We start from the raw sequence: 13,662 nt of genomic DNA, 5'->3' as shown, positions 1-13,662 counted from the left end.
AAAGCAGAAAAACCTGCGACCTGTGGCGAGGGAGCTTGCTCCCGTTGGGGCGCGAAGCGGCCCCAAAAATGGGACTGCTACGCAGTCCAGCGGGAGCAAGCTCCCTCGCCACAGGGACCGGCTCTGTCTTAACTGACTGGCATTAGGGCTTGCCCGCGAAGGCGTCGGCCCAGGCAACACCAATCACTCGGTACGCGGCTGCTCGGTGATCGCCACCTCAGGCTCCATCCGCTTGGGCAACAAAACCTGCTGTGGATAAGTCTGCGCGAAATGCACCTCATCGCAGTTATCCACAAGCTTCTTCAACCGCTGGTTAAACGCACGACTCACCGCATACTGCCCACCCGACACAGTGCGGAACTGCGCCGTCAGCACAACGCCGTTGAGGTCCATCTTGTCGACGCCAAACACCTCCAGCGGCCCTTGCAGGTTGTACTTGAGGAACACGTCGTCGCGGATCGACTGGCCAGCCTCGCGGATCAGCTCCACGGCTTTATCCACATCGGTGTCGTAGGTGAACTGCACCGAGAAAAACGCGTAAGCGAACTGGCGCGACTGGTTGGTAACGGCCTTGATCTGCCCGAACGGCACCGAATGCACAAAGCCCTTGCCGTCGCGCAGGCGCAGGGTGCGGATGGTCAGGCCTTCGACAGTGCCGGCATGGCCGGAGTCGAGCACCACCCAGTCGCCGATCGACAGGGTGTCTTCGATGATGATGAACAGGCCGGTGATCACGTCCTGCACCAATTGCTGCGAGCCGAAACCGATGGCCAGGCCGACCACACCGGCACCCGCCAGCAGCGGCGCGACGTTGATGCCCAGGTTGGCCATGGTGGTGATTGCGCAAATCACCACCAGGATAATTTTCACTGCGTTACGCAACAGCGGCAGGATGGTTTTCACGCGGGTGCTGGGCTGACGGCTGGAGCGTTTGTTCACCGGCGGCTTCAACGCTTCCTGGATGGCCGTATCGAGCACCACCCAGAACAGCCAGGTCATCAGCAGGATCAGACCAATGCTGCTGAGAGAATCGCTGATCGCCCGGCCGATCGAGTTGCGCTGGGCAAACTCGAACAACGACACGCCCCATATACGCCCGAGAATTTCGATAAAGGCGACCGCCATAACGATGCGCAACACCGCGTGCAGCAGGCTGAGGAACCGCTCTTTGTAAGCGCTGCTCCGCTGGATCGCCACTTGGCTGCGAGACTTGAACAGGTGTTGCAGCACGGTGCTGAGAAACACGGTACCGATCAGCAGGATCGTGGTGAACAAGGCACAGCGCAGGGCCTTTTGGTTGTCGTCGCCCGCACCGATCAGGTTGATCGCCGACACCAGCACCATCAGCAGAATCGGCCAGTACCAGAGCCCGGAAAATATTCGCAATGATTGCTGCAACGCCGGCTGCTTGAGCCGCTGGGCCAGCGGTCGATTACGAATCAAATGCGCGACCGGACGCCGCAGGCGCACCACCAGCACGCCAAAGATCACCGTCGCAAACAGGCCGGTAAACACCGCGATACTGCTGGTGATATTGCCGCCGAGCTGACGAGCGATCTGCGGACTGGTCAGCGCGTCGCTGAGGGCGGCCAGGAAGCCGATCAGGAACAACGGCTTGGGACAATAGTCGCAAATCATCCGCACCGCCGGGCGCTTGTGGCCGACGTTGAACATGACGATGACGCACAACAGCATCGAGGTGGAGAAGATACCGCTGCTGGTGGCATAGGCAAAACACAGCGCCAGCGCACGGCCCACCGAGGTGGCTAAGAAGTGGCTGACATACAGCGTTAACGGCAGGCAGATAACCGCCGGGAGGGTGTAGGGCACGACGTACCCCAGCAACGCCAGCAGGCGCCCCCGGCGCTGGAAAAACCCGCGCACGCTCAAGCGCCGGACGATAAAGCGGCCCAGTAGCGTCAGCACTGCAAAGGCGCCGATCCACACGGCGGACAGCAACAGGAAATCGCCGGCCACGCTCCAGGGCGAACGCGCCGCCGTCTGGTCAACCAGGCGCCCGACTTCTTTACCGGCCCGGTCGGCACGCAGGCGCCATTCGTCGATGAAGTTCTGGTTGAGGTCCAGCTTCTGCTGCACATCATCGATGCTGGAACTGATGGCCCCCAGAAGGCCACCTTCGACCAGCAATTCCGGCTTGGCCGGGGCTTCAGGTTCAGGCGCGGTGGCCGCGGCTTGCAGTGCGCCGTTGCCGCACAACAGCAACGCGCCGAGCAGTAATGCAGTCTTTAAATTCAGCAAAACACCGGGCTCCTTCAGGGGGGTCTGTAAGGAACTGACGGGTTTGAGCCGTGATCGTTCCCCTGGCTCACCCTCTGCTCTTTCACGTCTGGACGCTCTACCGCTTGTAGGAATGTGGAAACTTTCGGCCAAAGATCGCAGTCATCCCAAAACGCAGGTCAATCGACCCTAGATCAACGGGAGTAAGCATGGCGGCGATACATATCGGCATTTCCGGCTGGCGCTACACGCCCTGGCGGGGAGATTTCTACCCCGAAGGCTTGACCCAGAAACGCGAGTTGCAGTTTGCGTCACGCGCCGTCAACGGTATCGAAATCAACGGTTCGTTCTACGCGCTGCAAACGCCCAAGCGCTACGCCGAGTGGTATGCCGACACACCCGAGGGGTTCATGTTCAGCGTCAAGGCGCCGCGCTATATCACCCACATTCTGCGCCTGCGGGACGTGCACAAGCCGATGGCGAATTTCTTCGCCTCCGGGGTACTGGAACTCAAAGAAAAGCTCGGGCCGATCCTTTGGCAGTTCCCGCCCAGCTTCAAGTTCGACCCGCCGCTGTTCGAAGCTTTCCTCGCCGACCTGCCCACCGACACCCAGCAGGCCGCCGCCCTCGCCCATCAGCACGAACCACGGCTGAACGGCAAGGCGAGCATGAAAGCCTACCGCAAGCAGCCCTTGCGCCATGCGGTGGAAATTCGCCATCAGAGTTTTGCGGTGCCTGAGTTCGTGCAGCTGTTGGATAAATACGGCGTCGCCCTGGTGGTGGCGGACACCGCCGGCAAGTGGCCGTATGCCGAAGACGTCACCGCCAACTTTATGTACCTGCGTTTGCACGGCGACAAGCAGTTGTACGCCAGTGGCTATACCGACGAGGCCCTCAAGCGCTGGGGCGACCGTATTGAGCGCTGGCGTCACGGCAAACAGCCGACGGATGCACATTTGATCGACCCAAAACACAAGCCACGTGCGCGCAAACAGCGCGACGTGTTCTGCTTTTTCGACAACGACATCAAGGTGCGCGCGCCTTTCGATGCTCGCCAATTGTTGCAACGCTTCGGTCTGGACGAGCACTTGGCGACAGAGCCGGGGCGATTGCCGGAACCTGGGGTACTCGCATGACACAGCCGGAGTTGATTCCTATCACACCCACCACACCCATCACTCGCTTCACCGTGCTGACAGTAAATATCCACAAGGGCTTCACCGCCTTGAATCGGCGTTTCATCCTGCCCGAACTGCGCGAAGCGGTGCGCAGCGTCGGCGCCGACATGGTGTTCCTCCAGGAAATCCACGGCACCCACGAGCGCCATCCCCAGCGCTACAACGACTGGCCGAAGATGCCGCAATACGAATTCCTGGCCGACAGCATCTGGCCGCAGTTCGCCTACGGGCGTAACGCGGTCTACCCCCACGGCGACCACGGCAACGCGTTGCTGTCCAAATTCCAGATCGTCAGTTACGACAACCTCGACATCTCCCAGAGCGGCCACGAAAACCGCGGCCTGTTGCATTGCGTGCTGCGCCTGCCGGGCAGTGGGCAGGAGGTGCATGCGATCTGCATCCACCTGGGCTTGCGTGAAGTGCATCGCCAGCAGCAATTGCGCCTGCTGGAACAGCGCATCAGCGAGATTCCGGCCGACGCGCCCGTGGTGGTCGCCGGCGATTTCAACGACTGGCGCCAGCGCGCCGACCTCAGCCAGAGCGGCCTTCAGGAAGTTTTCGTCCAAACCCAGGGCAAACCCGCGCGCACGTTTCCGGCGCGCCTGCCGCTGTTGCCGCTGGACCGCATTTACGTGCGCAACCTGAAGGTGCATAACCCCCGCGTGCTGACCTCGCGCCCCTGGTCCCATTTGTCTGACCATGTGCCGCTGTCGGTGGAGATTGAGCTATGAACGTTGCTGTAGAACATATCGCCACCGACCAGCCGCCGGATGATGCCAAGGCACGTGACCTTGACTACGGCTGGCAGAGCGGCAACCGCATCGAGTTGCTGGAAAATGGCGAGGCTTACTTTCCCAGGGTGTTCGAGGCCATGCGCGCGGCACAGCGCGAGATCCTGCTGGAAACCTTTATCCTCTTCGAAGACAAGGTCGGCTTTGAACTCAAGGGCATCTTGATCGAAGCCGCGCAGCGCGGGGTGAAAGTGGTGGCCAGCCTTGACGGCTTTGGTTGCGGCGAATTGAGCCCCTCATTCTTACGCGAGCTGGCCGAAGCCGGAGTTGCGGTGCAGATGTTCGATCCGGCCTCGAAGGTGCTGGGCATTCGCACCAACTGGTTTCGCCGGCTGCACCGCAAGATCGTCGTGGTGGATGCCGAGGTGGCCTTTATCGGCGGCATCAATTTTTCCGCCGACCATCTGGGCGACTTCGGCCCTGAAGCCAAGCAGGACTATGCGGTGCAAATTGTCGGCCCGGCGGTGACCGACCTGCACCATTTCGCCCTGGCGCAAAGCGGTCGTCAGGTGCGCACCCGGCGCGGATGGCGGCGGCGCCAGCACCGCCCTGCACTGGGGGCAACGTCTGACCAAAACGGCTTGGTACGCTTGATTTATCGCGACAACGTGCAGCATCGCGATGACATCGAAGAGGCCTATATCGACGCCTTGAGCAAAGCCCGTACGCGCGCCGTGATCGCCAACGCGTATTTCTTCCCCGGCTACCGCCTGCTGCGCGAAATCCGCAACGCCGCGCGCCGTGGCGTGCACGTCCAGCTGATCATGCAGGGCCAGCCGGATGTGCTGCTCGCCAAGCTGGCGGCGCGCATGCTCTACGACTACCTGCTCAAGGACGGCGTGGTCATTCATGAATACTGCCAGCGCCCGCTGCACGGCAAGGTGGCATTGGTGGACGACGACTGGAGCACCGTCGGCTCAAGCAACCTGGACCCGTTGAGCCTGGCATTGAACCTCGAAGCCAATGTGCTGATTCGCGACCGGGCATTCAATCAGCAGTTGTACGAGAGCCTCGAAGCACTGGCCAGGAATCACTGCCAGACCATGCCGGAAAAGCGCAAGCCACGCCTGTGGCTATGGCGGTTGACCGTGGGCTTCCTGGTGTTTCATGTGATGCGCCACTTCCCCGCCCTCACCGGCTGGCTGCCCGCGCACAAACCGCGTTTAAAACCCATTGAGAGTCCGGCCCATGACGTCTGAAAAAAACGGCTCCCGGCTCAAGCGCTGGAAGAAACCGCTGACCATCGCGTTCTTCCTGCTGTTGATCGTGCTCTTCACCCTGCTCGCTCGGCGCATCGACTGGAGCGAAGTGCTGCAAACCCTGAGCGAATTCAAAGTGCGCACGTTGCTGATCGCCAGCGCACTGACGGTGTGCAGCTTTATCGTCTACGCCTGTTTCGACCTGATCGGCCGCACTTACATCCGCCAGCCGCTACGCTGGAAGCAGATCCTGCCGGTGGGCATCATCAGCTACGCGTTCAACCTCAACCTGAGCGCATGGGTTGGCGGCATTGCGATGCGTTATCGGCTGTACTCGCGGCTGGGGGTGAGCACCGGCAATATCGCCAAGATTCTGGGGCTGAGCCTGGCGACCAACTGGTTCGGCTATATGGCGATCTCGGGCGTGATTTTCAGCAGCGGCCTGGTCGCCATGCCTCCGGGCTGGAAGGTCAGCACCACGGCACTGCAAGGTATCGGCGCGCTGCTGGTGCTGGCCAGCCTGGGCTACCTGGTCGCCTGCCAGTTTTCGAAAAAGCGTGCGTGGACGATTCGCGGCATGGAAATCAACCTGCCGTCGCTGCGCATGGCGTGTTTGCAGTTGCTGCTGGGCGCGTTGAACTGGTCGCTGATGGCGGCGGTGATTTTCACGCTGTTGCCCTCGAAACTGGATTATCCGCTGGTGCTGGGGGTGCTGCTGATCAGCGCAATTGCCGGTGTGCTCACGCATATTCCCGCCGGGCTCGGCGTGCTGGAAGCGGTGTTTATCGGGCTGCTGCAGCATGAGGCGTCACGCGGCAGTTTGCTGGCCGGGTTGATTGCCTATCGGGCGATCTACTTTATTTGCCCGCTGTTGATCGCGCTGGTGATGTATTTGGGGGTGGAAGCGAAGGCCAAGGCGTTGCGGGTGAAGAAAACACCCGCTTAGCGCTTCAGCGGGACTGAATAATGCTCAAACGCTCACCCACCACCATTTCGGTGATCCAGTCCACCAGGATCGAGGTGTAGGCCTGTTGCGACACCGGATCGCTCAACGAATGGTCGGCGCCGTCGATGATGCGGTGGGTCAGGGAGTGGGTCTGCTGGCACGCCGCGCGGTAACTCATGATGGTGGCGTGGGGCACGTGGTCGTCGGTTTCCGATTCGACGATCAGTACGTCCCCGGTAAATTTCGCGCAGGCATGCAAGGCACGATTGGTTTCGGCATGAACAAGCGTGCTGCGGTAATCCATCAAGTCGGCTTTATCCAAGTCACGCTTGGGCTTGAGCCATTCCTGATCGCGGTACAGCGCAGGCACACGCAACGCCAGCCAGCGCACCGGGCGCAGTGAGGTGAGGATGGCCGCCAGGTAACCCCCATAGCTGGTGCCCACCACCGCCACCGCCGAGGTGTCGATCGCCGGGTGGGCCAGCAGCCGGTCGTAGGCGGCCAACAGGTCGCGCAGGTTGTCTTCACGGGTCACGCGGGACAGCGGAATACCCGTGCCGGCATGGCCGCGAAGGTCAAAGGTCAGACACACGCAACCGAGCCCCGCGATGCCTTTGGCCCGTTCCAGGTCGCGCTCCTGGCTACCGCCCCAGCCGTGCACGAACAACACGCCGGGCACTTTGGATTTGGGGCTCAGGAACGTCCCGCTCATCTGCTCGTCGTCTATATCGATCGCAATGCTCTCGCTTCTAGCCGTCATAAGAATTTACCGTCACATATTTGAGGAGAAAGTCGCTGTTTTCAGCCGGGCCTCGGTACACCTCGATGGCACCCGCCGGCAGCGCCTGATCCACATAGGTTTCCACCGAAGACACCTGAATCGCGCGCAGGCCGGGATGATTGATGAAGCTCTGCAGCGCTGCAACTTCCGCGCTGCTGGCGCCGCCCATGCGCCAGGATTGCTCCAACACGCCACTTCGGCGTTGGCCGTCGCTGTCCAGGCCCTGAGCGATGTCGTAGTTGCGTCGCGAGGCGTAGAAGCCGGGGTAGGCTTCATCGGCGGCCCTGTCGAAGATCTGCGCCTGCCTGATGGCTTCATGTACATCGTCAGGCAGATCCAGCGTGAGCAGGTCGTCATAGGTGCCGGGCACCACCAGCAATTTGGAGCCGCCATAGACATCTTCGCCCTGCCCATCCCGAGTCAGATATTGCTCGCCGCAGTAGCTGAACACGTGGTCGCCAATAAAGCTCTGGCCCACGCTGTGAGTGACCACGTCGTGCAGGTCTTGTTCCAGCACGACGCCCTGGCTGAACATGCCGGCGGCCTCGGGGCTCGCCAACAGCGCGTCGAATTCGTCGAGGCTGCGAATGACTTGCTGACCGCGCCCGGCACAGGCGTGCACCGGTTTCAAACGAATCGGCCCGCTGTAGAGCAAGCGGGTGGCGGCTGGCCGTGCGTCTTCCACAGCAAAGACACTCAAGCCATCGAGTACGACGTCGCGCACACGCTCACAGAACAACGGCGACCAGCCCTGCGGCGCCTTGGCTTCAGGGCTTAACAGGCCATGAGTGATGGCTTTGGTGCAGATGAATGCGTGATCGACATAACCACCCCACAGGTCTTGCGGGCCGTTGATATTGAGCGCCTGAGCCTGGGCGGGGCCCACCAGTGTTTGTGTGGGCAGCAGGTACAGATCGCGGCCGGTGTGTTTCTGTGGATCGTAACTGCCGCCGAATTTGAGCCCCAGTATCTGCGCCAGCCAGCGCGCCAGGGCCCGATTGGTTTGGACTTCATGTTGCGGTGCGCCCTCTCGTGTTGAGTGCGCAACTACCCACTTTTTACGTGAAATTGGGGTCATGCGTCCCCCTGGACATCCGGCCATGTGTGTAGAGCAAGCGTAGCAGGGATCAGGCCAAGGTCGCGTTGAGGAGGAGCGCTTGAAAATCAATCAGTTGCCGCAAACGCAATAGCAGTTAGCCTGCGCCATTCTGCACGACGCTGCCGTGGGCACGCGGCGTTCTGCACGATTCACACACCGAAGCGGTTGCGGTAGTCACTGGGGGCCAGGCCGGTGATTTTCTTGAAGGTGGCGCGAAAAGCGCTGGGGTCCTGGTAGCCCACCGTCCAGGCGATGTGGTCGATGGTGCCGTTGGTGAACTCCAGCATTTGCCGCGCCTTGCCCACGCGCAGGTGCTGACAGTACTCGGTAGGTTTCAAACCGGTGGCGCTGCGAAAGCGGCGCAGGAAAGTACGTTCTTCCAGGCCCGCCTCCTGCGCCATGGCGGCAACGCGAACATCCACCGCGCCGCTGGCTTGCAACCAATGCTGAACCTTGAGGATCGCAGCGTCGCCATGCGTGAGAATCGGCGCAAAGTTGCTGCCGCATTGGCTGGCGCTGTCACTGTGTTCAATCACCAGAAAGCGCGCGGTATCGGCTGCGATGCTCGGCCCCAACAAACGCTCGACCAGGCGCAGCCCCAGCTCGGACCAGGCCATCAACCCGGCGGTGGTGATCAGGTCGCCGTCATCGACGATGGGTTTATCCGCTTCCAGGCGCACGGCCGGAAAGCGAATGGCGAAGCTGTCGGCGGACGACCAGTGGGCGGTGGCGCTGCGCCCATCCAGCAGGCCGCTGCGCGCAAGCATGATTGAACCGATGCACACGCCCGCGAGCACAGTGCCCGCCGCGTGCTGCCGGCGCAGCCATTCGAGCAGCGCCGGGGGCGTGTGCTCTTCGCTGAACTCGCCCACCGAGGGAGGCACCAGCACGGCAGCCAAGGGGCGGTCCGGGCCAGGCTGAGTGTCGAACACCCGCAAAGGCGTGCCCTGGGTATCCACCTGCCAATGGCTGACGCGCAACGTCGGCAATTGCGCGGATTGGTGCTCGGCGGCAATGCGATTGGCGACGCCGAACAGATCGGTCAAGCCGTGCACGGCGGCCAATTGCGCGCCCTGGTAGATCAATATGCCCAGTTCAACCACGGCCATTGTCAGTTTTCCCCCTGTTATTGTCGGTGCAGCCAATGTCCGGCGTCGGCGCCAGCTAAGATACTGGGCCCATCAACCCATCACGAGGCAACCCACATGGCCAAGCAAGCGCTCATCCTAATCGATATCCAGAACGACTACTTCCCCCAGGGCAAGTGGCCGCTTGAAGGTGTTGAAGCAGCCGCGGATAAAGCTGCGCAGGTGCTGCAGGCCTTTCGGCAGGCCGGGGATGCCGTGATTCATGTGCGCCATGAGTTCGAAGGCGACGAAGCGCCGTTCTTCACAGCGGGCTCTGAAGGCGCGCATTTGCATGCCAAGGTGCTGAACCAGAGCAATGAGCCGGTGGTGCTCAAGCATTTTGTGAATGCATTTCGCCAGACCAACCTGCGCGAACTGCTGGAGCAGCGCAGCATCACTGACGTGGTCGTCGTCGGCAGCATGAGCCATATGTGCATCGACGCCGTGGTGCGGGCGGCGGCGGACCTGGGTTACAAGGTCACGGTCATCCACGACGCGTGCGCTACCCGCGACCAGGAATTCAACGGGCAGGTGATTCCCGCCGCGCAGGTACAGGGCGCGTACATGGCTTCCCTGGCCTTCGGCTATGCGGCCGTGGTGTCGACCGAAGAATATTTGAAGGCCCAAGCGGCGGTGGCTTGACCGCCGCTGAGTGCCGTCAGCGGGTGGCTACGATGAACACGCGCGGGAATGGCAGCAGTACCGTGCCATCGCCCAGGGCTGGATAAGCCTGGGTAATCCGTGCCTGGTACTCCCGCAGGAAAGCGGTTTTTTCGTCATCGTTCAGTGGTGCCAGGAAGGGCCGCAGCGCTGATGCCTTGAACCACTCCACCACGGCGGCGTGGTCCGCCAACGGGTGCAGGTAGGTGGTGCGCCACACATCGACAGTGCTGCAATGCCGGCTCAGCAGTTCGTAGTAATAGCTCGCCGAATGCCGCTCGTTATGCTTGACCGCGCCGATCTTCACGGCCCACGGGCCCTCGGCCGCGACTTCACGGGCGAGCCGGTGGGCAGGCTCGTCGAGGTTATCCGGCGTCTGTACCGCCAGCGTGCCGCCGGGTGCCAGTTGGTTGACCAGGTGCGGATAGAGCGTGGCGTGGTCAGGCAACCATTGCAGGGAAGCATTGGCGAGAATCACGTCGAACCGCTGCGCCGGACTCCAGGCGCCGATATCCGCCAGTTCAAAGCTCAAGGCCGGCAGGCGCTTGCGGGCGTCGCGCAGCATGTCATCGGAGCTGTCCATGCCGGTGATGTGGGCCTGTGGAAAACGTTCGGCCAACACCTGGGTGGAATTGCCGGGGCCACAACCCAAATCGACTGCCGTGCCCACGTCGGTATTGGGAATCGCCGCCACCAGATCGCGGACGGGGCGAGTGCGCTGCTGCTCAAACATCGTGTACTGCTTGGCGGACCAGGTCATCGGGTTTCTCCTTTTTCTCAACGGTTAAGCATCGCCCATAAAAAACCCCCGACGCCAGGGCTATCGGGGGTTTTGTGGGGGTCGGGTCTTAGACCTTAGAACGGGATATCGTCATCAAAGCTGTCGAAATCCGGTGCTGGCTGCGGTGCGGCCTGCTGTGGCGCTGGACGCGACTCACGCTGAGGCTGCTGGCTTGGCTGCGGACGCGATTGCTGTGGGCGCGGTGCCGAGTTGGACATGCCGCCCTGGCCCTGTTGGTCGCCCTGTGGACGGCCGCCCAGCAGTTGCATGGTGCCCTGCATGTCGACCACGATTTCAGTGGTGTAACGCTTGATGCCGTCTTTTTCCCACTCGCGGGTTTGCAGTTTGCCTTCGATGTACACCTGCGAACCTTTGCGCAGGTATTCGCCGGCGATCTCGGCCACTTTGCCGAACATCGACACGCGGTGCCATTCGGTTTTCTCGACCTTCTGGCCAGTCTGCTTGTCGGTCCACTGCTCGCTCGTCGCCAGACTCAGGTTGGTCACGGCGTTACCGTTAGGCAAGTAGCGAACTTCGGGATCCTGGCCGCATGTACCGACCAATATGACTTTGTTAACCCCACGGGCCATAACGTTCTCCTAGGCTGGGCGCGCTGTCGGCACTGGGTTGACCAGTTGCTCGAGCGTCGCGCGATCCAATAATTCGGTGTCCAATTTGATGTAAATCGCAGCTTCTTCCGCGACCACTACTGCGTCCGTTACTCCAACGACGGCCTTCAGGCGCTCGGCCAAGCCGGCTTCGCGCATCGCTTCAGGCGATAACGGCAGGCGTAGGCTCGTCACATACGGAGGTTCGCGCATGGTAACAGCAAAGACCAGCCAAAGTGCAGCCAGCCCGGCGCATCCGAGGAACACAACCGACAAACCGCCATGCTGGAACATCCAGCCGCCCATGATCCCGCCCAACGCCGAACCGAGGAACTGGCTGGTGGAATACACGCCCATCGCCGTGCCCTTGCCGCCGGCCGGTGAAACCTTGCTGATCAGCGAAGGCAACGACGCCTCCAGCAGGTTGAACGCGGTGAAGAACACCACCGTACCGATCACCAGACCCCGCAGGCTGTCGCCGAACTGCCAGAAGAATAGTTCAGTGAGCATCAATGTCGTGACGGCGCCGAGCAAAACTCGTTTCATTTTGCGTTTCTTCTCGCCATAGATGATGAAAGGGATCATGGCGAAGAACGAAATCAACAGCGCGGTAAGGTAGACCCACCAGTGCTGCTCCTTGGGCAAACCGGCTTTTTCCACCAGCGCCAGAGGCAAGGCGACGAAGCTGCACATCAGCATCGCGTGCAACACGAAGATACCTAAATCCAGGCGTAGCAGGTCCGGATGCTTGAGCGTCGGCAACAGCGCCTTGCGCGCGACACCGGACTCACGGTGCTGCAGCGTGCCGGTAGAGCGCGGCACCATAAAGGCAACGATCACGATACCGAACAACGCCATGCCACCGGTGGCAAGAAACAACCCATGCAGGCCAAAGGCGCGCGTCAGCAGCGGGCCGACCACCATCGCCACGGCAAACGACAAACCGATGGTCATGCCGATCATGGCCATGGCCTTGGTGCGATGTTGTTCGCGGGTCAGGTCCGAAAGCAGCGCCATCACTGCGGCGGAAATCGCCCCTGCCCCTTGCAGGATACGTCCGGCGATCACGCCCCAGATCGAATCGGACTGCGCCGCGAGCACGCTGCCGAGGGCGAACACGATCAGCCCCAGGTAGATCACCGGGCGACGGCCAATACGGTCGGAAATGATACCGAACGGAATCTGAAAGATCGCCTGGGTCAGGCCATAGGCGCCAATCGCCAGGCCGATCAGTGCGGGGGTCGCGCCTGCGAGATCCATTCCATAGGTCGCCAGCACCGGCAACACCATAAACATGCCCAGCATACGGAAGGCGAACACAAGGGCCAGACCGCTTGCCGCTCGGGTCTCGCCGCTACTCATGCGTTCGCTGTGGGGATCGTGCATGGAAAAACCTCGTGTGAACCGGCGGCGATTCTACCAGTCCCATCGATTGAGAGGGTATATGCGGCGCTTTGCCGCGCAGCTTTCATGTAAGGCTGCAAGCGGCCTTTTGACAGTGTATATTCATCCAGTCTTTAGCCGTATACTCCGGCATTATTTACGCCCGCCGTGCGAGGCCATCTTGGACAAGATCCTGATTCGTGGGGCTAGAACCCACAACCTGAAGAACATCGACCTGACCCTGCCCCGGGACAAACTGATCGTCATCACCGGCCTGTCCGGCTCGGGCAAATCGTCCCTGGCGTTCGACACGCTGTATGCCGAAGGCCAGCGGCGCTATGTGGAATCGCTGTCGGCCTATGCCCGGCAGTTCCTGTCAATGATGGAAAAGCCTGACGTCGACACCATCGAAGGTTTGTCGCCGGCCATTTCCATCGAGCAGAAATCGACGTCCCATAACCCGCGTTCCACCGTGGGCACCATTACTGAAATCTACGATTACCTGCGTCTGCTGTATGCACGTGTGGGTATTCCCCGCTGCCCGGACCACGATATTCCGTTGGAAGCCCAGACCGTCAGCCAGATGGTCGATCTGGTGCTGGCCCAGCCGGAAGGTGCCAAGTTGATGCTGCTGGCGCCCGTCATCCGCGAGCGCAAGGGTGAGCACCTGTCGGTCTTCGAAGAGCTGCGGGCGCAAGGTTTCGTTCGCGCGCGCATCAACGGCAAGCTTTACGAGCTGGATGAAGCGCCGAAGCTCGACAAGCAGAAGAAGCACTCCATCGATGTAGTGGTTGACCGTTTCAAGGTGCGCGCCGATCTGCAGCAGCGCCTGGCGGAATCGTTCGAGACGGCGCTGAAGCTGGCAGACGGA

The 13,662-nt window shown here is 61.3% G+C and carries 12 protein-coding genes and 1 pseudogene; 6 read left to right on the top strand and 7 right to left on the bottom strand.

Annotated features, from left to right (window positions below; all coding sequences use genetic code 11):
- Nucleotides 1-183: 183 nt before the first annotated feature.
- Complete coding sequence (locus tag Q1V60_RS13890) at nt 184-2,259, bottom strand: mechanosensitive ion channel family protein (protein WP_300631260.1); 2,076 nt, start codon at nt 2,257-2,259, stop codon at nt 184-186.
- A 188-nt stretch (nt 2,260-2,447) separates the two neighbouring features.
- Here Q1V60_RS13890 and Q1V60_RS13885 point away from each other — a divergent pair, with 188 nt between their 5' ends.
- The 4 genes from Q1V60_RS13885 to Q1V60_RS13870 are packed head-to-tail and all read left to right on the top strand — an operon-like array spanning nt 2,448 to nt 6,352.
- Nucleotides 2,448-3,374 (top strand): DUF72 domain-containing protein, encoded by a 927-nt coding sequence (locus Q1V60_RS13885; RefSeq protein WP_300631258.1) that lies wholly within the window; start codon nt 2,448-2,450, stop codon nt 3,372-3,374.
- The gene (locus Q1V60_RS13880; protein WP_300631256.1) at nt 3,371-4,147 is read left to right on the top strand and encodes an endonuclease/exonuclease/phosphatase family protein; all 777 of its coding nucleotides are present in this window, start codon (nt 3,371-3,373) and stop codon (nt 4,145-4,147) included. Before Q1V60_RS13885 ends, Q1V60_RS13880 begins: the two co-directional genes overlap by 4 nt.
- A complete protein-coding gene (clsB, locus tag Q1V60_RS13875; protein ID WP_300631254.1) occupies nt 4,144-5,406 on the top strand; it encodes a cardiolipin synthase ClsB in 1,263 nt (420 codons plus the stop codon). The genes Q1V60_RS13880 and clsB overlap by 4 nt, the downstream gene beginning before the upstream one ends.
- Nucleotides 5,396-6,352: a lysylphosphatidylglycerol synthase domain-containing protein gene (locus tag Q1V60_RS13870; RefSeq protein WP_300631252.1), complete on the top strand. Its 957-nt coding sequence runs from the start codon at nt 5,396-5,398 to the stop codon at nt 6,350-6,352. Before clsB ends, Q1V60_RS13870 begins: the two co-directional genes overlap by 11 nt.
- Nucleotides 6,353-6,356: 4 nt before the next feature.
- On the opposite strand, the gene Q1V60_RS13865 is transcribed toward Q1V60_RS13870, so the two are convergent.
- From Q1V60_RS13865 to Q1V60_RS13855, 3 genes are all read right to left on the bottom strand, one after another.
- Nucleotides 6,357-7,112 (bottom strand): alpha/beta fold hydrolase, encoded by a 756-nt coding sequence (locus tag Q1V60_RS13865; protein WP_300631250.1) that lies wholly within the window; start codon nt 7,110-7,112, stop codon nt 6,357-6,359.
- On the bottom strand, nt 7,102-8,211 hold the full coding sequence (locus tag Q1V60_RS13860; RefSeq protein ID WP_300631248.1) for a DUF3182 family protein: 1,110 nt from the start codon (nt 8,209-8,211) through the stop codon (nt 7,102-7,104). The genes Q1V60_RS13865 and Q1V60_RS13860 overlap by 11 nt, the downstream gene beginning before the upstream one ends.
- A gap of 170 nt (nt 8,212-8,381) precedes the next feature.
- Nucleotides 8,382-9,341, bottom strand: coding sequence for a GlxA family transcriptional regulator (locus Q1V60_RS13855; protein ID WP_300631247.1), 960 nt, complete (start codon nt 9,339-9,341; stop codon nt 8,382-8,384).
- Nucleotides 9,342-9,437: 96 nt separating this feature from the next.
- Here Q1V60_RS13855 and Q1V60_RS13850 point away from each other — a divergent pair, with 96 nt between their 5' ends.
- On the top strand, nt 9,438-10,001 hold the full coding sequence (locus tag Q1V60_RS13850; RefSeq protein ID WP_300631246.1) for a cysteine hydrolase family protein: 564 nt from the start codon (nt 9,438-9,440) through the stop codon (nt 9,999-10,001).
- Between the two features lie 16 nt (nt 10,002-10,017).
- Here Q1V60_RS13850 and tam read toward each other — a convergent pair whose 3' ends face one another.
- The 3 genes from tam to Q1V60_RS13835 all read right to left on the bottom strand — a co-directional run bounded on the left by tam (nt 10,018) and on the right by Q1V60_RS13835 (nt 12,794).
- Nucleotides 10,018-10,779, bottom strand: a complete 762-nt coding sequence (gene tam / locus Q1V60_RS13845; RefSeq protein ID WP_300631244.1) for a trans-aconitate 2-methyltransferase — start codon at nt 10,777-10,779, stop codon at nt 10,018-10,020.
- A 95-nt stretch (nt 10,780-10,874) separates the two neighbouring features.
- The gene (locus Q1V60_RS13840; protein WP_003232445.1) at nt 10,875-11,390 is read right to left on the bottom strand and encodes a single-stranded DNA-binding protein; all 516 of its coding nucleotides are present in this window, start codon (nt 11,388-11,390) and stop codon (nt 10,875-10,877) included.
- Nucleotides 11,391-11,399: 9 nt separating this feature from the next.
- Nucleotides 11,400-12,794: an MFS transporter gene (locus Q1V60_RS13835; RefSeq protein WP_300631241.1), complete on the bottom strand. Its 1,395-nt coding sequence runs from the start codon at nt 12,792-12,794 to the stop codon at nt 11,400-11,402.
- A 178-nt stretch (nt 12,795-12,972) separates the two neighbouring features.
- Here Q1V60_RS13835 and Q1V60_RS13830 point away from each other — a divergent pair.
- Nucleotides 12,973-13,662 (top strand): annotated as a pseudogene (locus Q1V60_RS13830) (excinuclease ABC subunit UvrA); the annotation flags it as partial.

Origin of the sequence: Pseudomonas sp., from assembly GCF_030147005.1 — a bacterium.
In the GTDB taxonomy this organism is placed as follows: domain Bacteria; phylum Pseudomonadota; class Gammaproteobacteria; order Pseudomonadales; family Pseudomonadaceae; genus Aquipseudomonas.
This window is presented reverse-complemented; position numbering and strand designations above follow the sequence as displayed.